The sequence below is a fragment of the Pseudomonas sp. Choline-02u-1 genome, from assembly GCF_002836515.1.
Classification (GTDB): domain Bacteria; phylum Pseudomonadota; class Gammaproteobacteria; order Pseudomonadales; family Pseudomonadaceae; genus Aquipseudomonas.
In genome coordinates, this window is sequence record NZ_PJBC01000060.1 from 152,372 (window position 1) to 177,308 (window position 24,937).

Below are 24,937 nucleotides of genomic sequence, written 5' to 3' on the forward strand. Positions count from 1 at the left end.
TGCTGTAAGTAGTCAGTGCGAACCTCGTGTGTCAGTCAAATCAATGGAAGGGGAAAATGTAATTCATCCAGGCCGCCATGCGCAGCAGGATTTTGCGCATCGCGCCGATGTGGTGAAAGTGCTGGCTGTACAGCGCCGCTTGCCCGTAGGCGCCACCCGGCATGAGCGAACTGTAGGGCGCGAACGCCGGGTCAGTGATTTCAATGATCACCGGCACGCGTCCGGCCGGTGGCGAACCGGTGTAGCTGATCAGCGTACCGGAAGGTTGCACCTGACCCTCGGCGATCACGCCGATGACGCTTTTCACGCGTCCAGCGAAGACCTTGCCGGGGATGCCATCGAAGGCAACCTCGGCCTCATCGCCCACGGTCAGTCGCAACAGGCTGTTCTGACGCATCCACGCCGCAAAATACTGACCTTCCTGCGGGATAAAAACCATCGACGGGCGCAGCGGCAACTTGCTCGCCATCATCCCCGGTCGCAGCGAAACGTGGGTAACGAAGCCTTTGCTCGGTGCTCGCACCACGGTGTTGTCCAGCTCGAACTGAGCGTTGTCCAGCTGCGCCTGCAGATCGTCGGTGCGGGCGATGGCCGCGTCCAGTTCACGTTGGGTGCCGAAGTTGCGGCGAATCAGCTCGGTGATGCGGTAGCGGTCGCCCTTGGCTGCAACCAGTTGCGCCTTGAGCGATTTCAGGCGGTTCTGGAAAGGCGTGGGATCGATGCGGAACAACACGTCGCCTTTTTCCAGGGGTTCATTGCCCTTGACCGGCACGTCGATAACCTGACCGCTCACAATCGGAATGACTGGCACCGAAACAAAGTAGGAGCGCGCGACCTCGGAATAAGGGTGGTTGTAGTTCATGGTGAAAATCAACGCGCCGATGATCAGCACGCCGCCCAAGACAGCGGTGGGCACCGTCCATTTGTTCAGCGGAATGCGGAAGATCTTGAAGATGGCGACGCAGAGTGCGGCGTACGTGAGGATGAGCAACAGATCCATGCTCAGATCCCCCGGCTGTCAGAGTGAGGCGCAACCGGCGACTGCGCTTCGAGTCGCTCGATCCGGGCTTGCAGCTCGACCACCTGCTGCTCGAGCCGGATGACATGGTTCTGAACGGGTTTGCCATCGCCAAAGCCCCAACCGCGATCCTCGCGATAAGCCATCGCCCAGATCCACAGAAACGGCCACAGCGCATGCAGGGTAAACAGGCTGACCCAGCCAGTGGCATGGATCGCGTCCTGATGCGGATGGTTGCGGTGAACGGCGATCTCGTACGGAATGTCATGCAGCACGATGATCCCGTAAAACAGCACGAGACCGACAAAAACCAGCAAACCCAACGCGAAGTAGTCGAGCATGGTCAGCCTCCCAGGCATCCAGCAATGCTGGGCTCAGTGTAGTCACTGAATCGCCGGGGGGCTGACGGATCGGCAGGATCAATCAATCCTGCCGATCACCCGTCAAAAGATGTAATCGGTGGTCAGGAAGCTCGAATCACGCCCGCGAATGATCTCGCTGATCAGATCCTTGTTGCTCTCCTGGAACTTGGTCGCCACCAGCGTACGGATCGAAAACACCCGCAATGCATCGTGAACCGAGAGCGTGCCTTCGGCGGAGTTCTTGCGGCCGTTGAACGGGTAGGTGTCCGGGCCGCGCTGGCACTGGGCGTTGAGGTTGATCCGCCCGACCTGATTGGCGAACGTGTCGACCAGGCGACCGACCGCCACCGGGTTGGTGCCGAAGATGCTCAGCTGTTGGCCGAAGTCGGATTCCAGCACGTAGTCGATCACGGTATCGAGGTGGCGGTACGGCACGATGGGCACGACCGGGCCGAACTGTTCTTCCTGATACACGCGCATTTGCGGATTCACCGGATACAGCACAGCCGGGTAGAAAAACGAGGCGTGGGATTCGCCGCCATTGGGGTTGACCACCTGCGCCCCTTTGCTTTGTGCGTCCGCGACCAGACCGTGCAGATAATCGACCTTGCCCGATTCCGGCAGCGGCGTCAGCGCCACGCCGCTGTCCCACGGCATGCCCGGTTTGAGCGTGGCCAGTCTGGCGTTGAATTTCTCGATGAAACTGTCGACCACGTCTTCATGGACGAAGAGGATTTTCAGTGCGGTGCAGCGCTGGCCGTTGAATGACAGCGAACCGGTCACCGCTTCGCTGACTGCGTTGTCGAGGTCGACCTCGGGCAAAACGATGCCGGGGTTCTTCGCATCCAGGCCGAGAGCGGCGCGCAAACGATGTGGTTTCGGGTGGAGCTTCTTCAGGTCACTGGCAGCCTTGTTGGTGCCGATGAAGGCGAAGATGTCGATCTTGCCGCTGGCCATCAAAGCGCTGACAGTCTCGCGCCCGCTGCCGTAGATCACGTTGATCACACCGCTCGGGAAGCTGTCGCGGAAAGCTTCGAGCAACGGGCGAATCAGCAGCACGCCGAGTTTGGCCGGTTTGAATACCACGGTGTTGCCCATGATCAACGCCGGAATCAACGTGGTGAAGGTTTCGTTCAGCGGATAGTTGTAAGGGCCCATGCACAAGGCGACGCCAAGCGGCACGCGGCGGATCTGGCCGAGGGTGTCCTGCTCCAGTTCAAAACGGCTGGAGCGGCGATCGAGTTCTTTCAGGGCATTGATGGTGTCGACGATGTAATCGCAGGTGCGGTCGAACTCTTTTTCCGAGTCCTTGAGGTTCTTGCCGATCTCCCACATCAGCAGCTTCACCACGGCTTCGCGCTGCTCGCGCATGCGGCCGAGAAACGCCTCGACATGCTGGATGCGCTCGGCCACACGCATCGTCGGCCACAGGCCCTGGCCTCGGTCATATGCGCGGACGGCAGCGTCGAGGGCGGTGAGGGCAGTGTCGGCATCGAGCAGCGGCGTGCTGCCCAGGATCGCTTGTTCTTCGCCGTTTTCGCCTTTCAGATAGACCGGGCTGCGCACCTGCGCGAGCGGACCGTCCCAGCGGCGCAATTGGCCATCGACCAGATATTCACGCTGCTCGATTTGTGCATCGAGGCGGTATTTCTCCGGGATGTCGCTGACAGAAGGGAACAGGTTGCCAAGGATATTTGCTGTGGTCATGTCACTACCCTGTGTTGATGTCTGCATGCAGATCAAAAAGTCTCTACAGGTTATACGCCTGAATGCCCATGGATTTAACCCCGTGAATGTCACGTAAATGTCACGCAACGGTGCATGGCAGAGGGCCAGGAACACCACCGATCCCACAGGGTTTGTGTGGTTTCGCGGGCCATGTGCAGTTGGGTAATGAAGCTTTTATGACAAAAGTTCGGTAGCACATAGCCAGTCCGGTCATGCCTGTGTAACGCGCTTGAGGGGCCTTTCGGGGCGCACTTTGCGAACCGTGGCGGGACGCCGGGAGTGAGGCAATGGGGACTATGGAACGCTATTCGAAAGTGGGCATGCAGGAACTCGATCAACGCCTGTCGAAGATCGTCGAAGCCGCGCGCAAGAAGCCGGTTTCGGTGTATCGCTACGGCGCGCCGTGGGTCTGGATCGTCTCGCAGGATGACTGGCAGGGCGCCTTGAAAGAAGTGTCCAGCTACATTCCGCCGGGCCATTCGCTGGTTTTGCTGCGCCCGCAGATCGACGATCTGCTCGACGCTCACCAAGACCTGCTGCACGACCTTAATGCCGCGCCCGGCATGCTCATTCCCGCGCAGACGGTCATGCACATCCTGCTCCTGCAATTGCTCTATTCGGTGCCCAGCGAACAGCAACTCTATGAACAGCTCAATTACAACCTGCTGTTCCGCTGGTTCGTCGGCCTTGGCCTGAACCAGAAAGTCTGGAGCTTCAACGCCCTCAGTCGTGACATCGCCACGCTCCTCAACGAGCCGCGCGCGGTTCTGCTGATTCAAAAAGTCATCGGCGAAGTGTTCTGCGGCGCCTTGCTGCAGATGCCCGAGTTCTCGCTGAACTTCGCGCTCTTGCACACCTGGCTCGGCAAGCACGCCTGCGCCACAACGATCAGCAATTGACGCAACACACCGGGCGCTAACGCCCACAGGTCATCGCGAATTTCAGGGGGTAGTGTGGAACGGATTTTCACGTCACGGCTGGCGCTGTGGGGCTGGCTGCTGGTGACGGCGGGCGCGCAGCCGGCGCTGGCCGAGGAGGGCACAGAAGCGCCCGCCGCGCAGCGTCTGGTCGATGTCAACGAATACTTCGTGCGCGGCAACACCGTGCTTGATGCGCGGGCGATCGAAGAAGCGGTGTACCCGTTTCTCGGTCCGCAGAAAGCCTTGAGCGACATTGAAGGCGCACGTGATGCGTTGCAGAAGGCCTATCAGGAACGCGGCTATCAATCGGTGTTCGTCGAGTTGCCCGAGCAGGCCGTTGCCGATGGCATCGTCTATCTGCAAGTCAGCGAAACCAAGGTCGGCCGGGTGCGCGTCGTCGGCGCCAAACATTATTCGCCACTGGATATTCGCGACAACGTCCCGGCGCTGAAAGAAGGCGAGGTGCCGGACTTCGCCAAGGTCCAGGGCGAACTCGCGCAGCTCAACAAGACACCCGGACGCCAGGTCATGCCACTGGTGCGCGAGGGCCAACGCCCCGGCACCATGGATGTCGACTTGCAGGTCGAAGACCATAACCCGTGGACGGCCAGCGTCGGCCTCAATAACGACTACAGCGCCGACACCGAAAAGCTGCGCAGCGTCACCAGCCTCGGTTACAACAACCTCTGGCAGCTCGGCCACAGCGTCAACCTGACGTTCTTCACCGCGCCGCAGGAAACCGACAACGCCAAGGTCTGGTCCGGGTCGTATACCGCGCCGCTGAGCGAGCGCTGGAGCGTGCAGTTCTCCGGTTACCAGTCCGACAGCAACGTCGCCACCATCGGCGGCAGCAACGTGCTCGGCAAGGGCCACAGCTACGGCGTCGCGGCGATTTATACGCTGCCGTCGAGCGGCAACTGGTCGAACTCGCTGTCGGCGGGCATCGACTTCAAGGATTTTGATGAACGCCTGACGCTGTCCGGCGAGAGCGACAAGGTCCCGCTGCAATACGCACCATTCACCTTCGCCTACAACGGCTACCGCTACAGCGAAAAGAGCCAGCTCGGCCTCGGCCTGAGTCTGGTGGCCGCCACGCGCAGTGTGTTCGGCTACGGCAGCGACGACGAAGACTTCGACTACAAACGCTATCGCGCCAAACCGAGTTTCGCCGTGCTCAAGGGCGACACCAATTACACCTGGACCTTCGACAGCGACTGGCAGAGCGCAAGCAAAGCGGCGTTCCAACTGGCCTCGGGCCCGCTGGTTTCCAACGAACAATTCTCCGCCGGTGGCGCCACCTCGGTGCGCGGCTATCTGGCCGCCGAACGCACGGCGGATGACGGCTATTTGCTCAGCCAGGAATTGCGCACGCCGTCGCTGGCCAAATTCGCCGGCACGTGGATGCAGGACTGGCGCTTCTACGCCTTCGCCGAGGGCGCGCAGTTGTACCTGCGCGATGAGCTGCCGGATCAGGACGCCAATTACGCCCTGGCCAGCGTCGGCCTCGGCACCCGCGCCAGCCTGAGTAAATGGCTGTCCGGCAGCCTCGACTGGGGCTACCCGCTACTCGAAGGGCCGAACACCTCAAAGCAGGAATCGCGCCTGCACTTCAACCTTCAAGCCACTTTCTAACGGAGCACGTCCATGCAACGCCTTTTCCTTTCGCTGTTGATCTGCCTGGGCTTCGTGCTCCCGGCCACGGCTCAGGCCTGGTGGCAGGACGACTGGCATTACCGCAAACAGATCGCCGTCGACACCACCCCGCAAGGCGCGGCGATCAATCAGGCCCTCGGCCGCACCGCGCTGCTGGTGCGCCTGCACACCGGCAACTTCACCTTCGACGGCGTGAAAGAGGACGGCTCCGATCTGCGCTTTGTCGCGGCGGATGACAAAACCGTGCTCAACCACCAGATCGAAAGTTTCGACGCACTGATGGGCATGGCGCTGATCTGGGTTGATGTGCCGAATGTAGAGGGCGGTCAGCGTCAGGACATCTGGATGTACTACGGCAACCAGAAAGCCCCGGCCACTGGCAACGGGCAACTCACTTTCGATCCGAATTACACCGCGCTGTATCACTTCGACGGTGCCACCGGCACCCCGGCGAAAGACACCACGGCTTACGGCAACACCGCGCAAAGCGCGACCGGCACAGCGATCGATGGCGTCGTCGGGCGCGCCTTGCAGTTCAGCGGCCAGCCGTTGTTGCTGCCAGCCAGTCCGTCGCTGCAACACAACGCCGGCAGCGCGTTCACCTTCAGTGCCTGGCTGCGTCTGGATCAGGCGAGTGGCGAGCAAGTGATACTGGCGCGTCGCGAAGGCACGCAAAGTCTGCTGATTGGCGTCAGCCAAGGCCTGCCGTTCGTAGAGATCGACGGCCAGCGCGCCGCTGCCACCCAAGCGCTGGCGCCGGGGCAATGGCAACACCTCGCACTGACCGCCGAGGGCTCGAAAGTCACCCTGTACATCAACGGTCGCGAAAGCGCTGCGTTGGCTCAGGCGATGCCGGCGTTCAACTCGGTCATGGCCATCGGCACCGATCTGCAGGAAGGCGCGTTCCAGCCATTCGCTGGCGCAATTGATGAGCTGCGCCTGTCGAAAGTCGCCCGTCCGGCCGCGCTGTTGCTGGCCGATGCCACCTCGCAAGGCGCCGAGTCGAAACTGGTGGCTTACGGCGTCGATGAAGAGCAGTCCGGCTTCGGTTTCGGCAGCCTTGGCTTCTTGCTCAACGCGGTGCCGATCGACGCCTGGGTGATTATCGCCGTGCTGGTGCTGATGATGTTCCAGTCGTGGATCATCATGTTGCGCAAGAACCGCAGCCTCAGTCGCGTCACCGCTGCCAACGAAGACTTTCGCGTGCAATTCGCCAAGGTCGGCACGCGTCTGGAAATGTTCGCCGACGATGCGCAACTGGCTCAGCGTCTGCAGCATTCGTCGCTGTGGCGCCTGTACCTGGTGGCGGTCAAAGAGATCCGTACCCGTCGTGAGCAGGGCGCCGATACCTCCTCGGTTTCAGCGGCGACCATCGAAGCCATCCGCTGCTCGATGGACGGCGTGCGCACCCGCGAAAACCAGCAGCTCAGCTCGAAACTCTCGACCCTGTCCAACGCCATCGCCGGCGGCCCGTATATCGGCCTGCTCGGCACGGTGCTGGGGATCATGGTGGTGTTCCTCGGCACGGCAATGGCCGGCGACGTCAACATCAACGCCATCGCTCCCGGTATGGCCGCCGCGCTGTTGGCCACGGCGATGGGCCTGTTCGTCGCGATCCCCGCGCTGTTTGGCTACAACCGCCTGATCACCCGCAACAAGGAAGTCAGCGCCGACATGCGCGTGTTCGTCGACGAGTTCATCACTCGTCTGGCAGAGATGCATGGCGAAAGCCAGTTCAGTGAGGCGTCGCACCAGCGCGGCCATCACGCCAACCACTCCGTACCGGCCTGAGGAGCACTGCCATGGCGTCCGTAAATGCCTCCCACGACGATGATGACGATGCCGCCGTCGACAGCATCAACATCACCCCACTGGTCGATGTGCTGATGGTGGTGCTGGTGATGTTCATCCTCACCGCCACCGCGCAGGTCTCCGGGATCCAGATCAACCTGCCCAAGGCCAGCGCCTCGGTGTCGCTGTCGGAGGCCAAGACCAAGGCGATCTCGGTCAACGACGGCGGCCAGGTGTTTCTCGATGCCTATCCGGTCACTTTGGCCGAGTTGGAAGAGCGCCTGCGCATCGAGAAAGCACAGAGTCCGGATTTTCCGGTGATCGTGCGCGGCGATGCGACGGTGCAGTACCAGAAAGTCATCGAAGTGCTGGACCTGCTGCGCCGGCTCGAACTGTCCCAGGTCGGTCTCGTCACCGGCAAACCGAGTCAGGGCTGAGTCATGACCGCACAACTCCCGATCGAACCGCCGCCCGTGAAAAAGTCGCCGTTGCGTTATGTGAAGTGGGGCGCCGGATTGCTGGTCGGCGCACTCGCCGCGTGGTTCCTCTGGCAGTGGGCCAACGACATGGCCGGCGTGCGCCGCGAAGCGCCGAAGGTGCCGACGATCATTCCGTTGCCGCCACCGCCACCACCGCCGCCGGAGAAACCGCCAGAGCCGGAAACGCCGGTGGAAGAAAAAGTCGTCGAGCCCGAGCCAACGCCGGAGCCGGAAGAGGTCAAGCCTGCAGAAGAGGCGCCGCCATCGCCGGCCGACGATCTGGCCAACCCGATGCAAATGGACGGCGACGCGCAGGCCGGCAGCGACGCTTTCAACATCGGCGCGGGCAAGGGCGGCGGCATGGCCGGAGCCGGCGGCGGGCGTTTGGGCACGGGCACGTACAGCCAGTTTCTCGCGTTCACCTTCCAGCGTTTGCTGCGTGAGAACCCCGAGCTGCGCAACCTCGCGTTCTCGCTACAGGCCGATGTCTGGCTGAGCAGCGTCGGCGAGATCACCCGTGTCGAGCTGATCAAGTCCAGTGGCAACCCGCAAATCGATACCCAGGTGCTGGCCGCTTTACGCGGTGCGCCAGCGCTCAGCGAAAGGCCTCCGGCCTCCATCACTTTGCCCGTGCGCCTGTCCCTGCAAGGGCGGCGTCCGGGTTAATTCACTTATTCAAGCTTTGGCAAAAGGAGTTGTGTGCAGATGATTTCCAACGTGAATCGATTGTCCCTGGCGGTCGGCATGGTCATTGCGACCCTGGTCGGTCAGGCCGTGGCAGCGCCTGCGCCTTCGGAGAACGCCACGATCAATCTGATCCGCTTGCTGGTCGAGCAGGGCATTCTCAAACAGGACAAGGCCGACGCGCTGATCGCCCAGGCCCAGAACGAAGCGGCGCAGGCCAAGCAGGCTGCCGCGTCCACTGCCGTAGCGGCCGGGCCGGTCGCCGCGCCGGGGGATGTGCGCGTGCAGTACGTGCCGGCAGCGGTGCGCGACCAGATCCGCGATCAGGTCAAAGCCGAGGTCATGGCCACCGCCAAACAGGAAAACTGGGCCGCGCCCAATACCTTCCCGGACTGGGCCTCGCGGATCAGCTTCGACGGCGACATTCGCCTGCGAGACGAATCGCGTTACTACTCGGGCAACAACAGCAACGAAATCGTCGACTTCGCCAAGCTCAACAACAATGGCCCGTACGACGTGAACCCCAACAGCAGCACCAGCCTGCCGCCGTTGCTCAACACCCGTGAAGACCGCGAAAACCTCTTTCGCCTGCGCGCTCGCCTGGGCATGAAAGCGGTGATTTCGGAGGAATGGACCGCCGGCATTCGCATCGGCACCGGTTCGGACAACAACCCGGTATCGACCACGCAGAACCTCGGTGGCGGCTTCGCCAAGAAAGATATCTGGCTCGATCAGGGCTACCTGAGCTGGAAGCCAATGGACGAACTGACCCTGACCGGCGGGCGCTTCGCCAATCCATTCATGTCCACCGACATGCTCTATTCCAACGACCTGAATTTCGACGGAGTCGCGGCGATCTTCGATCACAAGCTCAACCGCGAATGGGGCGTGTTCGGTACGGTCGGCGCGTTCCCGGTGGATTACACCAACGACACTTCCAGCAGCAACGGTTTCGACAAGGAAGAGAGCGACAACAAGTGGCTGTACGGCGCGCAGCTCGGCGCGAAATGGGCGATCAACAGCAACAACCGCCTGAAGGGCGCGCTGGCCTACTACCGTTTCGACGATATTCAAGGCCAGCGCTCCAGCCCCTGCGAGCCGTGGGCCGGCGCGCCGGGCTGCGACAGCGACGGCACCCGCGCGGCGTTCATGCAGAAAGGCAACAGCGTGTTCCTGCTGCGCGACATCACGCCGAACCCGCTCAACCCGAGCGCCACGCCGCAGCCGCAATTTGTCGGCCTCGCCTCCGAATTCAACCTGCTCGACCTCAACCTGGTCTGGGACGCCGACCTGCCGCAGGATTTCAAGCTGCGCAGCCAGGGCAACTACATCCACAACCTCAGCTACGACGAGGGCGACATGCGCAAGCGTTCTGCCGGGCAAATCGTCAACAACCTCGACAGCAGCGGCGAGATCGAAAGCGGCGCCAACGCATGGATGGTGCAGTTCACCCTCGGCAACGCGCTGGACCTCAAGCGCAAGGGCGACTGGAACCTGTTCGCCGGCTACAAGTACATCCAGCCGGACGCCTTGCCGGACGGCTTCAACGACTCGTCATTCCACCTCGGTGGCACCAACGCCAAGGGCTATTTCATGGGCGGCAACTACGGCCTGGCGAAGAACGTTTCTGCCACCGGCCGCTGGATGAGCACCGAAGCGGTGTACGGCGCGCCGTTCGACATCGACGTCTTGCAGCTTGAGATCAACACGCGCTTCTAAGGCGCCGGGAGAGCTTTATGAACACGCGTTTTCTCGCGCTGGGCCTGGGTTTTGTAATTGCCACCGGGGCGAACGCCGAAGGCATGGAAGAGCGCTTGCGCACGCAATTGCGCAGCACCACCCAGCAATTGCAGGCCCTGCAAAGCCAACAGGCCCAGGCCAGCGCCGCGCAACTGGCGGCACAGAACGAAGCCAGGGCTGCCCAGGCGCAAATCAGGCAATTGACGGCCGAACTGGCCAAGGCCAAGGGCCTCGCCGAGCAATTGGCCGGGCAACAACAGAGCCTGCACAGCCAGGCGCAGGCGCAAGTGGCGGCCAGCGCCGAACAGACCGGCAAGTTCAAAAAGGCCTATGACGAATTGCTGGTTCTGGCTCGCGGCAAAGAAGCCGAACGCACCAGCCTGCAAGCGCAACTGGCAGAACGTGACACACAAGTGCAGCAATGTTCAGCCAAGAATCAACAAATGTACGGCGTCGCCAAACAGATTCTCACGGCCTACGAAAACATCGATGTCGCCGAGGTGATGAAGATCCGCCAGCCCTTCGCGGGTAGCGTCCGGGTCAAGTTCGATGAACTGGCGCAGGGTTTTGGCGACGAGCTCTACAAGACTCAATTCGACGCGCCGCAAGCCGCGATCGCTCACTGAAAACAAGGAAGAAAGGCATGACTCAATTGATCACCCACGTTTCCCCGCAATCACTGACCGATGTGCTGCAAGAGGCCGGTTACCGTGTCAATCAGAGCGAACAGAACGGCATCGTCCAGTTGCTCAGCGCCAGTCAGGGCATCGGCTACGCGGTGCGTTTCGGCAACCCGGCGCTGGAGCAGGGCAGCTTTGTCGATTTCACCTTCAGCTGTGCCCTGCGCGTGCAAGGTGATTTGCCCCAAGGCGTCGCCGAGCAGTGGAACGTAACGCGGCGGTTTGCGCGGTTGTCGTTGCAGGGCGAGTTTCTGGTCATGGAGATGGACGTGGTCGTGGCGGCGGGTGTCAGCAATGAGCATCTGCGTGGCAACCTTGAATTGTGGGATCGCCTGTTGCAGGAGTTCATCGTTTACCTGCGTGACTTCAGCCAGACCGCTGCTGCGCAAACCGCCAAATCCGCGTTCGCCGAACAAGAGGAAGTTGCGCTGTGAAGAAGCCTGCCATGGTGATCGGCGCCGGAGCGGTGGCGTTGTTGGTGGTGGCGGTGGCGCTGGTGCTGCGGCCGGGCAGTGATCCGGTCGCCGCCCAGCAGCCGTCGACGGTGGTTGCGGTTTCAGCCGGGCCAGCGGTCGCGCGGTTGGGCAATCAGCAGGTTTCGCCAGAGGAATTGCAGGCGCTGCTGGCCACCGTCCCGGCGCAAACCCGCGAACAGCTGCGCGGCAACCGTGAGGCGCTGGAACGCTGGATTCGTACGCGACTGGCGGAAAAAGCCGTGCTGGAACAGGCTGACGCACAGGGTTGGGCGCAGCGGCCGGACGTCGCCCGGCAGACTCGCGCAGCGACTGAGCAAATCGTGTTTCGTGATTATTTGCGCTCGGTGAGTCAGGTGCCGGCGGAGTATCCGAGCGCAGCTGAATTGCAGCAGGCGTACGACGCGGGGAAGGCCAATTGGCAGACGCCGGCGCTGTACCGGGTCAGTCAGATTTTCCTTGCTGTCAGTGATTCCGCTTCGTTGGAAACCGTGCGCAAACAAGCCGCTGAATTGAGCAAGAAGGCGCAGTCAGCACCGGGCGATTTTGCGGCGCTCGCTACGCAATATTCGCAGGATCGCGTCACGGCAGAGCGGGGCGGTGATACCGGTCTGCAACCGTTGCAACAACTGGTGCCGGAAGTGCGCAGCGCCGTGGCGCGGCTCAAGGTGGGCGCCGTGTCTGATCCGGTACAAAGTGCCGCCGGCTTCCACGTGATCAAACTAACCGAACAACAACCGGCCCGCACCGCGACGCTGGAGGAACTGCGCGACCAACTGACCCAGGCCCTGCGCGCACAACGCCAGGAACAGATCGCCCAGGCTTACCTGGACGGTATGCTCAACACCGCCACCCTGAGCATCGACGGCGCTGAACTGAACAAAATCCTTGAGGAACAACGCTGATCCATCACCATCGCAAATCCTGTGGGAGCGGGCTTGCTCGCGAAGCGGTGGGTCAGTCAGCGAAGATGTTGGATGTGCCGACGCTTTCGCGAGCAAGCCCGCTCCCACAAGGGGTCGCATGTATTGAGAACGACCACATTAGATCGACAGGGAGTCATCAATGTCATTCACCGAACCTGCAGGACGCCCGGGCACCACTGACTACCAATCGCCCCAATCCGGATCCGAGCCCTGGCTCAATCTGGCGGCTGACATCGACAGCGAAGTCGCCCGATACTTCCTCGTCAGCGCCCGCTGCGGTTGCTTCATGCAGGCTGCGCGCAGCCTCAACGTGCGCTCGACCCTGCTGCGCAAACAACTCGCGCAACTCGAACAACAATTGCAACGCAGCCTGTTCAGCTTCCAGGGCAGCCACCTCAGCCTCACCCGCGAAGGCCAGCAATTGCAGGCTCGTCTGATCACTTTGGCCCACGAACGCAAACTGCCGGTCATCGAGCAGCCGCTGATTCGTCTCGCAGTCGCCGAATCCATCCTTCACGACATCCTCGGCCGCGACCTCATCGCACTGCTGCGCCGCAACGCCAGCCTGCGCCTGGAAATCATCGCCCTGGACAGCGAAATGTCGCTGCGCGCCGTGAGCGCCGATATCGTCCTTTGGCTCGCTGCCGGCGATACCCCAAACCCCGGCCCAACGTTTGCTACCACTGAAGCACGATGCCTCGCGCGGATTGAATATCTGCCGCACATTGCCAAGCGCTATTCGCGGGTCACCACACGACCGCAAACCCAGGATGAACTGGCGGATTTCATGCTGGTGCAGTGGCAGCATGATCGGCGGGTCGAGGGTTTTCGGCCATGGAATGCGCTGGTGGAAGGGAGGTTGGCCGGGGTGGTGCAGACGCATGCTTATGAATTGATGCTGGAGATGATTCGGTGTGGTGGGTGTATTGGTCTGTTGCCCACCTACATGGCTCGTTTCGACCGGGGAGTTGTCGCGCTGCCCGGATTATTTGCCGAACCGATGCAGCTGCACGCGTGGCTGGCGGTCAACGCTGACTCGCAAAACACCCCCGAAATCAAAGCCCTCGCCGACCTCATCCAGCAAACGTTCAACGAGCGCCACGAATGGTTCCAGCCGTGACGCGGCCCCCTGTGGAAGAGCTTGCCCGCTCCCACAAAATCGGTGGTGGAACCGCAGTCGCGTGAGCATCAAAAATTCCCTGTGGGAGCGGGCTTGCCCGCGAATGCAAGCTGCCAGTCGAAGCTTGAATGACTGACACACCGCCTTCGCGAGCAAGCCCGCTCGCACAATTTCATCTCGCCAAGTTCAAGATCAGCAGTTTAGAGTGACCAGCCACCCTGATCACGGATCGATCCCCATGCCAGACCCAACTCCCGATATTCATCTCGAACGCTCCAGCGAATCCCACCTCGAAGGCATCACCGCGCTCTACAACGACCCGGCGGTCGCACGGCAAGTGCTGCAAATGCCGTTTCAGTCCAGTGAAGTCTGGCGCCAGCGTCTTCAGGCCGACAACGAACGGGCGCTGAAACTGGTGGCGCTGCACCAAGGCGTGGTGATCGGCAATCTTGGGCTGGAGGCCTGTTCAAGGATGCGCCGCGCCCATGCCGGCAGTTTCGGCATGGCCGTCGCAGTGCCATGGCAAGGCAAAGGTGTGGGTTCGCAGTTGTTGGCGGCGGCGCTCGACGTTGCCGACAACTGGATGAACCTGCACCGCGTCGAACTCACGGTGTACGCCGATAACGAGGCGGCGATCGCGCTTTACCGCAAGTTCGGTTTCGAGGCCGAGGGGCTGTTGCGTGATTACGCGGTGCGCGACGGGCAATGGGTCGACACCCTGAGCATGGCCCGTCTGCGCGGTTCGCCGAAAGCCTGAGTCAGTCGCCGAGTGCGAACGCCACCGCCGACTGCGCATGCAGTTCAGTGGTGTCGAGCAGGGGCAGGGCGCTGTGTTCGGGTTTGACCAGCAGGCCGATTTCCGTGCAACCGAGGATGATCGCCTGAGCGCCACGGGCGGTTAACGATTCAATAACGCCTTGGTAGATCTGGCGCGATTGTTCGCTGATCACGCCCACGCAGAGTTCGTCGTAGATGATCCGGTGCACGTCCTTGCGCTCGGCTGCGTCGGGCACCAGCACGGTCAGGCCTTGGGCGATCAGCCGCTGCTTGAGGAAATCCTCTTCCATGGTAAATGCCGTGCCGAGCAGACCGACTGTCAGCGCGTCGATCTCCAGCGCCGCCCGCGCCGCCGGTTCGGCAATGTGCAGAAACGGGATGCTGATCGCTGCCTGAATCTGATCTGCCACTTTGTGCATGGTGTTGGTACACAGCACCACGCATTCGGCGCCACCGGCCTCAAGCCTGCGCGCGGCATCCACCAGAATCGCCGCCGCATCGTCCCAGCGTCCCGCGTGCTGGGCCTGTTCGACCGGGCCGAAGTCGACGCTGTACATCAGCAATTGCGCCGAACGCAGCGGGCCCAGGCGGTCGCGGACCTGCTGATTGATCAGACGATAGTATTCGGCGCTGGACTCCCAGCTCATGCCGCCAATAAGGCCGATAGTGCGCATTGGACTTCCTCCGGCAAATAACAGTGTCGAGCGTTCAGGTCGGCTCGAAGTTTCCTTCTGTTCGAGTCGCGACGCCAGCACCGGCTGACTGTACCGCCGATCTTTCACACAACTGTGCATCTGCAAGAACTAAACGTACGCCGTGCCCGGGATCTGCCACTATCCCCCTTCGCAGGTCCTTTCCGAGGAACACAGCAATGAATGACGTAGAGCAACTGGGCGAGATGCTTCGCCACTATGCCGATAGCGAAGCGCACAAGAAGCAACTGTTCACTGCGCAGTCGGCGGAGTGGGCCACACGGATTGGCGCGTTGTTCGATGCGATCGAGCGATGGCTTGAACCGGTCAAGGCGCCGAATCTTCTGGAGGTGAGCCGCGAGGCCTACGTCGCCTCCGGGCCGAGCGTGCCGGTTGAAACATCGACCTTCAAGACAGAGAAGTTGAGCATTGTCCTTGCCGGCAAACCGGTAGAGTTCGTCCCGGACGTGATGGGCAGCGGCGGGCAGATTTCCCTGGCAGTGATGGGGCTGACGGCAGCGCGGTATGGGAGCATTTCGCTGGTCGGCCTGGCGAATGGCACGTGGCAGTGGCGCAAGACCAATGGTTTGAAGGATCCGGATACCTTTACCTTCGACGCCAACTTTCTCGCCCAGCAATTGCAAAGCCTGATCCCCCGCGAGCGCACCTGACGGGGCATCTGCCTGGTCAAGGCGAGTACCGGGGAAACCCTTAGGCTCGACGCCAGTCCGGCATTTTCCCTTGGGTCACTGATGGCCTTTTGGTAGAGTCGCCGTCGCCAGCGGGTTTTCGGCTGGACGATGGAACCGAAGAAGGGAGTCTGATCAGTGAGTCCGGGCAAAAAAATCCTCGGTCTCACGGCGTCGCTTTTGCTGCTGACGCTGTGGGCCAGTTACTTTTACGTATTCAAGGAAAACCGCGACGGCCAGCTTGGCGGCGTCGGCGAAAGCACCGCCTGGTGCGGCACGCCACCGACCAGCGAGGCGGCGTTGCTGGGCAAGGATCAACTGACCTTGCGCGTCACCAACAACCTGCGCGGCGAGTTCATGGTCGGCGGTTCGCTGGTGGTTTCCGAACGCACCTTCAACCGCTACGACCTGGGCCGCAACGAACTGCGCTTGCGTCTGGAACCGCTGCAATGGTCGTTTGGCGTGACGCCAATCTTCCTCGAACAGGTCAAGGTGCAGCCGCTGAGCCGCAACCTCTCGTCGACCAATAAAAGTGCTTTCGCCGAACTCGAACCACGGCTGATCGGCGTACACGCGCAGACGGCCGCGTTCCCGTTCGACACCTATCGTTACGGCTACAAACCGGTGCTGTATTACCTCAAGGGCAGCGAACGCATCGACCTTCGCTTCAAAAACATCACCACGCTGATGGAGATGTCCAACACCTTCACGCCGATCCAGAAGTACAACCGCGTCGATTACATCAACGAGAAAAACTCGATGATCCGCGACGAAGACTACAAGCCTTATGGCGCGCATGAATGCGCGTTCAGCGTCGAACGCAAAGGCTCGTTCAAGGTGGTGGTGTTGTTGCTTCTGCTGGTGCTTTGCCTGCCGCTGATGCTGGTGTTCTACCGCGATGAACCGGGGATCGACTTCCTCGCGACGCTGGTGGGGATTGCGGTGGTGCGCACATTGCTGATCGGGCCAGTGGAAGATTTCCAGCTGTACAACATCGACTTTTTGTTTGGTGCGGCGATTTTGTTGGTGGGGACGGTGTCGCTGATCAAGGCGATGCGCGCCAATAGCCGGCGAGAGATGGCTTTGCGCAGTGGCGAAACATCGTCCTGGTAATGCAAACGCTGAAGCTCAGTGGTAGCCCTGTGGGAGCGAGCCTGCTCGCGAAAACGCTACGTCAGCCGACTGCGATGTCACTGACAGATTGCATTCGCGAGCAGGCTCGCTCCCAAAGGTGATCGGGGGGGCATCCCATCGATCACTTGAGCGCCGGATCCCCCATGTTCATTTTCTTCCAGCCCTGCAACAGCACCTGCGCCTTGGGTTCCTGGTCGCTATCGAGGTAGTACTGAATCAGCGACAGCCGCGCATTGCGGTTGGCCGGTTGTACCTTGAGCAAACTTTCCAGAATCGCGCACGCCTCATCAACCTTGCCGCCCTGATGCAGTGCCACCGCCAGTACATAGCCGTATTGCGCATTCTCCGGTTCCAGTTGTGCGGCTTTGCGCAGGTAGGACATGGCGTCGGCGGGCTGGCCGGCACGGATCAGCGACAACCCGCGCGTGTGCTGCAACAGCGCCGCATCCGGATGCTGCTTGAGGCTGTCATCCAACAGCTTCTGCGCTTCGGTGGCACGACCATTCGCTTCCAGCCACTGTGCCAGCGTGACCAGCGCGGGGTAGAAATCCGGGTCACGTTGCCGGGCACTGCGCAGCAACGGTTCGACCTCGGCATTGCGCCCGCTGGCCTGGTAGAGCATCGCCAGATTGAGATTGGCTTCTGCACGCTCGAGCAAGCTTTTCTGCACGGCTTCATATTCGGCGATCGCCGCGTTCCAGCTGGCTTGCGCCGCCCCCAGACCATTGTTGCGCGAGGCACCGAGCAAATCCCGCGCGGCGACGATGCGCACGGCTTTCACTGGATCATTGAGCAACGGCGCCAATAACGGCGCACGCTCGGGCGGCGGCAGGAATGCGCTGATCGCCCGCACCGCGCTTTCACGCACCTGTGGCTCTGGATGTTTCAGATCCTGAGTGGCCAGTTTCAGCGCCTGTTCGCTCGGGTACAGCGGTAATTCCGCCAGCAACGTTGCGCGCTGGATCGCCGGCAGGTTGCTGCGCTGCAATTGCTGGTACAGCGCGTCGGCGGCGCCGGGCTGGCCATTGCGGATCAGCCACAGGCTTTCGTCATAGCGTGGCGCCTGCTGAGCCGGGGAGGCGGTGGCGTTCCACAATTTGAACTGCGCGGTGACCTTGTCGCCGGCCTTGCCCTGGTGACAGGTCAGGCAGGCGTCTGGGGTGCCGAGTTTCTGCGCACGCTCCGGGTTGGGAATACTGAAACTGTGGTCATGCCGAAAGTCGTTGCCCATGTAGAACTTGCCAGGCATGTGGCAATCGACGCACTGCGAACCGGGCTGGCCGATAGCGTGGCGGGTGTGTTCGATAGAGTCATAGTTCTTCGCTTGCAGGCCCTTGCCGTCGACGCCGGCGACCGAGGTCTTGCCCGCCGTGTTGTGACATTGCAGACACACGGCGTTGCCCGGTGCCTTCAGTTCGTTGCTGTGCGGATTATGGCAATTGCTGCAGCGCACGCCCTTGTCGAACATCTTGCTTTGCAGGAACGAGCCGTGTTCGAACACTTCGTCCTTGATCTTGCCATCCAGTGCGTACAGTTCGCGGGTCAGGACGCTGGGCAGGTAATCGTCCATCAGGCGCTTGCCGACGGTGAAACCATCGCCCAGCGGTGCGCGGCGGGAATGGCAGCGCGCACAGGTTTCGATTTCTACCGTGGCATTCTTGTCCTTGAGATCGACGTCGAAGCCCTTATGGATCAGGTCGTCTTTTTTCTGCGCCCATTCCAGGTGATTGGACGCCGGGCCATGACAGGCCTGACAGCCGACACCAAGGCTGTTCCACTGACTGTTGAAGCTGTTGCTCGCCGCATCGAAATTGCGCTTGAAACCGGTAGTGTGGCATTCGACGCACATGAAATTGGCGTTCTGGCTCGGTTTGCTCCAGTGCAGCGGATTCTTGAAATTCACACCCTGGCCGGCGTACAGATGAAACCAGCGATGTTTTTCGCTATCCCACGCTACGCCGAGGGCTTGCAGGCGGCCCTGGCCAACCTCGATCAGATATTGCTGCAGCGGCGCGATGCCGAACGTGTAGGCCACTTTGAAATCGGCGTTCCTGCCGTCGACGCCGGGCGTATTGACCCAGAACTCATCGCCCCTGCGGGTGAACCGTGTGGTCTCGTTCCCGGCCTTAAAGGTCAGGTTGTTGAAGTCGCCGAGGGTGGTTTCGCCAGTCGCCGGCTGCATGGCCAACTGGTGATGCGAACCTTGCCAGTCCTTGACCTGTTCGCTGTGGCAACCTTGGCATTGCTGCTCATCGACCAAGCTTGCCGGCTTGCTCGCCACCACTGGTTGCGGCTTGGCTGGCGGTGCTACAGGCGCGCTGATTGCTGAAGGTTTGAGGGGGGCGGACGCCGGGCTGAACAGGAACCAGCCGATACCGGCCACGGCCGCGAGCAGCACGCCGATGATGATCGGGAATACGAAACGTGAAAAAGAGGAGGGTGATGCGTCAGGTTCAGGTTGCACCGCTTTGTTTTTATGCTTGGGCATTGCGACTTCCGTAGTCCGGGTGCGTTGGCCTTCTGGCGTGCATACGTCTGGATGCAGCTTTGCCGGATGCGGCGGGTCTGTCAAATGTGTGTTGTGATTCGCTGCGCAGCGCTGTGTGAATTTTGTAATTTGCAATCGCAATTGCTGCGGTTTTAGCTATACCTGTAACTTCCCCTATGCAAACGATTTGGCCTTCTGACAGGAGTTACAGCATGAAGCTAGCCGTAATGATGGGCACGCTGTGCATCGCCACCCTGGGTGTGGTGGGTTGTTCCAGCAAAACCGTCGAGCCAGACCAGTACTCCGGTTTTCTCAAGGATTACAGTCAACTGAAGGAGACCAAATCACCGTCGGGTGCCGAGGTGATGCGCTGGATGGACCCGAAACTCGATATCAACAAATTCAGTAGCGTCTATGTCGAACCGAGCCAGTTGTATCCGAAGCCGCAAGCGACGGAAAAAATCCCCCAGCAGACGCTCAATGGCATCACCAGTTATTACGATCAGGCGCTCAAGCGTGAGCTGAGCAAGTCGCTGCCGCTGGCCACCGGCCCGGGGCCTGGCGTCATCGTGATCCGGCCGGCGATCACGGCGGTGAGCAGCAAGACCGAAGGCCTGCATGTGTATGAGGTGATTCCGATTGCGCTGGTCGCTGCTGCGGTGAGCACGGCTACCGGGATTCGTGATCAAGAAACCACGTTGGCCACCGAGGCGGTATTCCTCGACGGCAGCAGTAACAAGGTGGTGGCTCAAGTGGTGCGCAAGGGCACCGGTCAGCCATTGGAAAATTCCTCGCAGGTGATGAAAGCCACTGATGTCAAAGCGGTGATCGATGGCTGGGCGAGTGACATGCATCAGACGTATCTGAAGCTCAAGTCCGAGGCCAAGTGATGTCGTGAGGCTCGGGCCTGTTTGCGAGCAGGCTGGCTCCCGCTGGATTGCAGTTCAGTTTGGGGGCTTGTCTGCTTAAGGTTGGGGTTGGGGTTGGATGGCTTCGCCAGACGGTCGCTACGCTCCCGCCCCCGGATCGATCCCTCCGCTCAGCCTTCCGACGTCGCCGGTGGATCAAGATCAAGAGCACTCGAGCTAACGCTCATCGTGTAGGAGCTGCCGAAGGCTGCGATCTTCTGATCTTGCTTTTGCTGTTTTGTGGGAGCGAGCCTGCTCGCGAAGGCATTCTGTCAGCCCCCACCTTACTGCCCGACAAACCAGCGAAAATATGGGTTCGCCCGATCTCCCTGCATCACCTCCCGAATATCCCGTCCCCAGGCGTCCCGATCGCCGTCGTAGGCGTGCAGGCTTGCCCGATAGAATTGCATCAATCGCTGCCGATGCGCTTGCATGCGTTCAATGAACCCTGCATCGGCATTGACCAGTGTCGGTGGCTGATACAAGTCCAGCAGCGCTGGCAGTACGCGGGTGATTTCCTTGCTGCGCACCCACGGCGCGTATTCGATGCGCGGCTGGTCATCGGTCGCCGCCGGGGCATCGGCGGCGAAGCGGTCCAGGCCGGCGCGGTCGGTGACCCAGGTGGCCAGCAGCGCCGCCGGCGAGCCGATGCCGACGTCCTGCAAGGTGCTGCGTACGCTGTCCTGCTGAAAGCGCGCGGTGATTTTCGCGGCGTCCAGTTCCATCGGTGCCAACGAGCCGACCAACAGCATTTCGTGGAACTCGCTGGTCCACAGCGAGGCATGCGGGAACACATCGAGGAAGCTGCGCACCAATGAGCGCGAGTCGTCGATGTTCTGCGTCGGCAGCGGTAGCCACTGGGCAACGATGCCCTTGTCCTGCAAGCGACTGGCGGCCAGCTCGTAGAAATCGCGCGAATACAGATTGACCACGCCGGCGGCGGAGGGCGGTGGGGGCTCGAGGGTGATTACGTCGTAGGTCTGTTCACTGCGCAGCAGTTCCTGGCGACCGTCGCGCAGGCGCACGTCGATATCGGGATCGCTGGCCGCATTGAAATTGCCCTTGAACAAAGGCGCCGCTTTCACCACCGATGGCAGCAACTCGGCGACCACGCGATGTTCCAGACCCGGATAGCGCAGCATGGCCCCTGCGGTGATGCCGGTGCCGAAGCCGATCACCAGGGTCGAGCGCGGTTCACCGTTGTGGATCAGCAGCGGCAGCAGCGCCTGAATGCGCATGTAGCGCAGCGATGGCATGGCATCGCCAGTGTTCGACACTCCCTGGATGTACAAACGGTGGAAGGTGTTTTCGCCACGCCCCTGAGTGACCACCGCGACCGTGCCGCCGCGCCCTTCCTCGTAGAACGCCAGCGTGCCGTTGCGTGCGCCGGGCAACAGGCTGGCCAGTTTGTCGGCTGGGGTCAGTACCGCCACCGCTACGCTAACCAGACCGAGTGCGACCACGGCCTGGCGCCGACCTTTCGTCACGCCATGGCCTTTGCGCACCGCCAGATAACCAATCGTCGCTGCGATAAGCGCCAGTAGACCGAGGGTGCGCACAAGTCCCAGCAACGGAATCAATACAAAGCCGCAAAGCATCACACCGATGATCCCGCCCAAGGTGTTGAACGCCACCACGGCGCCGACATCGCGACCCACACGTTCGCTGCCGACACTCAGGCGCAACGCCAGAGGAAACGCCGCGCCCAGCAGCAGGGTCGGCGCAAACACTATGCTCAGCGCCGCCACGGCAAATCGCGCGCTCATGCCGGCCAACTCACTGACGCCCAGACTCAGCAGCCAGGTTTCGGCATGGCTTTGCGCGAGCACCAGCCAGCGGCCGAGCATGGCGATCTCCAGCAGCGCAATCAGGCCTGCACCGGCGATCAACAAACCGAATACGCCCCATGGGTCGCGAATGCGCTCGACGCGACGAGCGAGTACGACGCTGCCGATAAACAGCCCGGTCAGGTAAGTCGCCAGCACCACCGCAAACGCATAGGTGCGCGTGCTCATGAACTGCACGATCGATTGCGACCAGACCACCTCGTAACCCAACGCCACACCTCCGGCGATAGCGTAGAGCCACAGCGCAGTGCGGTCGGGTGCTTTTGCGTTGCCGTGTTTGACCGGCGTGCCCAGCGCCAATGGCTGCTGCCGCTGCAACCACAGCGCACCGGCAGCGGCGAGCAAGTTGAGCATCGCGGCGAACAGCGCGCTACCGCGCACGCCGAGGCTGGCGATCAGTACGAACGCGGCGAGCAAAGTGCCGACAATGGCGCCCAGCGTATTTGCCGCATACAACTGACCGCCGGCCTTGCCCGGCTCAGCCGCCAGAGAGCGCACCAACACCGGCAACGTTCCGCCCATCAACACCGCCGGGATACCCACCAGCGCAAACGGCAACAACCACGCGAGCACGCTGACATGACCCTGCAACCAGGCAAATGCATTGGCCGCCAGACTCATGGCCACTGTCGCGCCAACCCCGAGCATCGCCACCAGCACTTCCAGCCCGGCATACAGCAGGACCGGCTGTTGCAAACGATCGGCCCAGCGCCCGAACAACCAGCCGCCGAGGGCGAGCCCGGCGAAAAACGCGCTGATGCCGGTCGTGATCGCGTAGACCTCGACGCCGACCACCAGCGATAGCTGTTTGATCCACAACACTTGATAGACCAACGCCGCCGCGCCGGAGATGCAGAGCAGCAGGGCAGGGATCAGCGAGGTGGCGGGCGCGGCTTGCGAGACGGGTATGGCCGACGACTTGCTGGCGACACGTGAGGACATGCGGTGAGCCTTGTTATGGATTGGCTGATGTTGATCGTTCCCACGCTCTGCGTGGGAATGCCTCACTGGACGCTCGGCGTCCGCTTCGGCATTGGACGCAGAGCGTCCCGGGCTGCGTTACCACGCAGAGCGTGGGAACGATCGCAGAAAACCTTTTGGGAGCGAGCCTGCTCGCGAACGAAACCGACCCGGTCGCTTGTTCAAAACAGGGCCGCCCGCCTGTGAAAGCGGGCGGCGGTAGAGCGGTATTACTGGGCCTTCTTCATTTTTTCTTCGATACGGCGGTCCACGTCCTCGCGGATCTGGTCGATGCTGAAGCTCGCCGGACGCTGGCTAGGTGGATAGTCGACGAAGGTCTGCAGGAACTTCGCAGCGCGGCGGGTACCGTCGAAAATCAAATAGTCGTTTTTCGTCAGCCAGTCATAGTACTGGTCAGACACGATATCGGCGCGTTCGTACGGGTCCATGCGCAGGTTGAACATTTTCGGCACACGCAGGCAGGTGAACGGTTCGCTCCACACCTGCAGTCCGCCGGGCGCGCGCTGCTCACAGAACACCAGTTTCCAATCGTTGAAACGCATGCTGACCAACGCACCGTCATCGTTGAAGTAGTAGAACTCCTTGCGCGCGCTCTTATCGGTTTTACCTGTCAGATAGTCCAGCTGGTTATAGCCGTCCAGGTGCACTTTGAAGTTTTTGCCGGCGACGTCGGCGCCTTTGAGCAAACGCTCCTTGATGTCGGTGTCGCCCACGGCGGCCAACAGCGTCGGAAACCAGTCCAGACCGGAGAACATTTGCGTGGAGACTTCGCCTGCCTTGACTTTGCCCGGCCAGCGAATCATCGCCGGTACCCGGTACGCGCCTTCCCAGTTCGAGTTTTTCTCGTTGCGGAACGGCGTCGTTGCAGCGTCAGGCCACGACCATTGGTTCGGGCCGTTATCGGTGGTGTAGACGACGATGGTGTTTTCGGTCAGCTTCAAGTCATCCAGTGTCTTGAGCAGCTTGCCGACATCGCCGTCATGCTCGAGCATGCCATCGGCATATTCGTTGCCGACCATGCCGCTTTGCCCTTGCATGGACTCGCGCACGTGAGTGAAGGCATGCATACGTGTTGTGTTCATCCAGACAAAGAACGGCTTGTCCGCTTTGGCCTGTTTCTCGATGAACGCTTGCGCGGCCGCTGTGGTTTCGTCGTCGATGGTCTCCATGCGCTTTTTGGTCAGCGCGCCGGTGTCTTCAATCTTGCCGTCGGCAAAACTGTGGATCACGCCACGGGGCGACGCGGCTTTGACGAACTCGGCATCATCCTTGGGCCAGTACGGACGTTCAGGTTCCTCTTCGGCGTTGAGGTGATAGAGGTTACCGAAAAACTCGTCGAAGCCGTGGTTGGTCGGAAGGTATTCGTCCTTGTCCCCCAAGTGGTTCTTGCCGAATTGACCCGTGGCATAGCCTTGCGCTTTCAGCGCTTGGGCAATGGTCACATCGCGTGGCTGCAAGCCCACCGGAACCCCTGGCATGCCCACCTTGGACAAGCCTGTACGCAATGGCGTCTGCCCGGTAATGAACGACGAGCGTCCGGCCGTGCAACTGTTTTCGGCATAGTAATCGGTGAAAATCATGCCTTCTTTAGCGATACGGTCGATATTCGGCGTCTTGTATCCGACCACGCCCATGGAATAGGCACTGATGTTGGTCTGGCCGATGTCATCGCCGAAGATGACGAGAATGTTGGGTTTTTCAGCCGCTGTGGCGGTTGCCGACAGCGCCATCACCGAGGTTGCCACCAGGGCGAGATTCGGTAGCCACTTGCGTATGCGAGTCATGTGACTTGCTCCTTTGCGCGGGGGTCGTTTTTTGCGACAAACGTTAATTGCTCTCCTGCATCA

General features: G+C 61.2%; 21 protein-coding genes. 14 read left to right on the forward strand and 7 right to left on the reverse strand.

What is annotated here, in order from left to right; translation table 11 throughout:
- Positions 1–40: 40 nt before the first annotated feature.
- From CXF97_RS17035 to CXF97_RS17045, 3 genes are all read right to left on the reverse strand, one after another.
- Positions 41–1,000 carry an HlyD family secretion protein gene (locus CXF97_RS17035; protein ID WP_101159488.1) on the reverse strand — a complete coding sequence of 320 codons (960 nt, stop codon included), beginning with the start codon at positions 998–1,000 and terminating at the stop codon, positions 41–43.
- Between the two features lie 2 nt (positions 1,001–1,002).
- The gene (locus CXF97_RS17040; RefSeq protein ID WP_101159489.1) at positions 1,003–1,359 is read right to left on the reverse strand and encodes a DUF3302 domain-containing protein; all 357 of its coding nucleotides are present in this window, start codon (positions 1,357–1,359) and stop codon (positions 1,003–1,005) included.
- Positions 1,360–1,461: 102 nt separating this feature from the next.
- Positions 1,462–3,087 carry an NADP-dependent glyceraldehyde-3-phosphate dehydrogenase gene (locus tag CXF97_RS17045; RefSeq protein ID WP_101159490.1) on the reverse strand — a complete coding sequence of 542 codons (1,626 nt, stop codon included), beginning with the start codon at positions 3,085–3,087 and terminating at the stop codon, positions 1,462–1,464.
- A 308-nt stretch (positions 3,088–3,395) separates the two neighbouring features.
- Between CXF97_RS17045 and CXF97_RS28805 the strand changes: the two genes are divergently transcribed.
- The 11 genes from CXF97_RS28805 to CXF97_RS17100 all read left to right on the forward strand — a co-directional run bounded on the left by CXF97_RS28805 (position 3,396) and on the right by CXF97_RS17100 (position 14,331).
- The gene (locus CXF97_RS28805; protein ID WP_101159491.1) at positions 3,396–4,007 is read left to right on the forward strand and encodes a transposase; all 612 of its coding nucleotides are present in this window, start codon (positions 3,396–3,398) and stop codon (positions 4,005–4,007) included.
- 54 nt (positions 4,008–4,061) lie between these two features.
- Positions 4,062–5,660 carry a ShlB/FhaC/HecB family hemolysin secretion/activation protein gene (locus tag CXF97_RS17055; protein WP_101159492.1) on the forward strand — a complete coding sequence of 533 codons (1,599 nt, stop codon included), beginning with the start codon at positions 4,062–4,064 and terminating at the stop codon, positions 5,658–5,660.
- A gap of 12 nt (positions 5,661–5,672) precedes the next feature.
- Complete coding sequence (locus tag CXF97_RS17060) at positions 5,673–7,472, forward strand: DUF2341 domain-containing protein (RefSeq protein ID WP_101159493.1); 1,800 nt, start codon at positions 5,673–5,675, stop codon at positions 7,470–7,472.
- 11 nt (positions 7,473–7,483) lie between these two features.
- Entirely contained in the window at positions 7,484–7,909 is a 426-nt protein-coding gene (locus CXF97_RS17065) for a biopolymer transporter ExbD (protein WP_003201710.1), read from the forward strand.
- A gap of 3 nt (positions 7,910–7,912) precedes the next feature.
- Positions 7,913–8,617, forward strand: coding sequence for an energy transducer TonB (locus CXF97_RS17070; protein WP_101159494.1), 705 nt, complete (start codon positions 7,913–7,915; stop codon positions 8,615–8,617).
- A gap of 39 nt (positions 8,618–8,656) precedes the next feature.
- A complete protein-coding gene (locus tag CXF97_RS17075; protein ID WP_101159495.1) occupies positions 8,657–10,354 on the forward strand; it encodes a putative porin in 1,698 nt (565 codons plus the stop codon).
- Positions 10,355–10,371: 17 nt separating this feature from the next.
- Complete coding sequence (locus tag CXF97_RS17080; RefSeq protein ID WP_101159496.1) at positions 10,372–11,001, forward strand: DNA repair protein; 630 nt, start codon at positions 10,372–10,374, stop codon at positions 10,999–11,001.
- Positions 11,002–11,018: 17 nt separating this feature from the next.
- A complete protein-coding gene (locus tag CXF97_RS17085) occupies positions 11,019–11,489 on the forward strand; it encodes a YbjN domain-containing protein (protein ID WP_101159497.1) in 471 nt (156 codons plus the stop codon).
- Positions 11,486–12,433, forward strand: coding sequence for a peptidylprolyl isomerase (locus CXF97_RS17090; protein WP_101159498.1), 948 nt, complete (start codon positions 11,486–11,488; stop codon positions 12,431–12,433). Before CXF97_RS17085 ends, CXF97_RS17090 begins: the two co-directional genes overlap by 4 nt.
- 160 nt (positions 12,434–12,593) lie before the next feature.
- Complete coding sequence (locus tag CXF97_RS17095; RefSeq protein WP_101159499.1) at positions 12,594–13,574, forward strand: LysR family transcriptional regulator; 981 nt, start codon at positions 12,594–12,596, stop codon at positions 13,572–13,574.
- A gap of 238 nt (positions 13,575–13,812) precedes the next feature.
- Complete coding sequence (locus CXF97_RS17100) at positions 13,813–14,331, forward strand: GNAT family N-acetyltransferase (protein WP_101159500.1); 519 nt, start codon at positions 13,813–13,815, stop codon at positions 14,329–14,331.
- A 1-nt stretch (position 14,332) separates the two neighbouring features.
- Here the strand turns inward: CXF97_RS17100 and CXF97_RS17105 are convergent, their stop codons facing one another.
- The gene (locus CXF97_RS17105) at positions 14,333–15,025 is read right to left on the reverse strand and encodes an aspartate/glutamate racemase family protein (RefSeq protein WP_101159501.1); all 693 of its coding nucleotides are present in this window, start codon (positions 15,023–15,025) and stop codon (positions 14,333–14,335) included.
- Positions 15,026–15,222: 197 nt separating this feature from the next.
- Between CXF97_RS17105 and CXF97_RS17110 the strand changes: the two genes are divergently transcribed.
- A complete protein-coding gene (locus tag CXF97_RS17110; protein ID WP_101159502.1) occupies positions 15,223–15,714 on the forward strand; it encodes a hypothetical protein in 492 nt (163 codons plus the stop codon).
- 156 nt (positions 15,715–15,870) lie between these two features.
- Positions 15,871–16,845 (forward strand): hypothetical protein, encoded by a 975-nt coding sequence (locus CXF97_RS17115; RefSeq protein ID WP_101159503.1) that lies wholly within the window; start codon positions 15,871–15,873, stop codon positions 16,843–16,845.
- 142 nt (positions 16,846–16,987) lie between these two features.
- Here the strand turns inward: CXF97_RS17115 and CXF97_RS17120 are convergent, their stop codons facing one another.
- Positions 16,988–19,354 (reverse strand): tetratricopeptide repeat protein, encoded by a 2,367-nt coding sequence (locus CXF97_RS17120; protein ID WP_101159504.1) that lies wholly within the window; start codon positions 19,352–19,354, stop codon positions 16,988–16,990.
- A 212-nt stretch (positions 19,355–19,566) separates the two neighbouring features.
- On the opposite strand from CXF97_RS17120, the gene CXF97_RS17125 reads away from it, so the two are divergent.
- Positions 19,567–20,244: a DUF3313 domain-containing protein gene (locus CXF97_RS17125; RefSeq protein WP_016774611.1), complete on the forward strand. Its 678-nt coding sequence runs from the start codon at positions 19,567–19,569 to the stop codon at positions 20,242–20,244.
- 302 nt (positions 20,245–20,546) lie between these two features.
- On the opposite strand, the gene CXF97_RS17130 is transcribed toward CXF97_RS17125, so the two are convergent.
- Positions 20,547–23,051 carry a fused MFS/spermidine synthase gene (locus tag CXF97_RS17130; protein ID WP_101159505.1) on the reverse strand — a complete coding sequence of 835 codons (2,505 nt, stop codon included), beginning with the start codon at positions 23,049–23,051 and terminating at the stop codon, positions 20,547–20,549.
- 248 nt (positions 23,052–23,299) lie between these two features.
- Complete coding sequence (locus tag CXF97_RS17135; protein ID WP_101159506.1) at positions 23,300–24,874, reverse strand: arylsulfatase; 1,575 nt, start codon at positions 24,872–24,874, stop codon at positions 23,300–23,302.
- Positions 24,875–24,937: the final 63 nt, after the last annotated feature.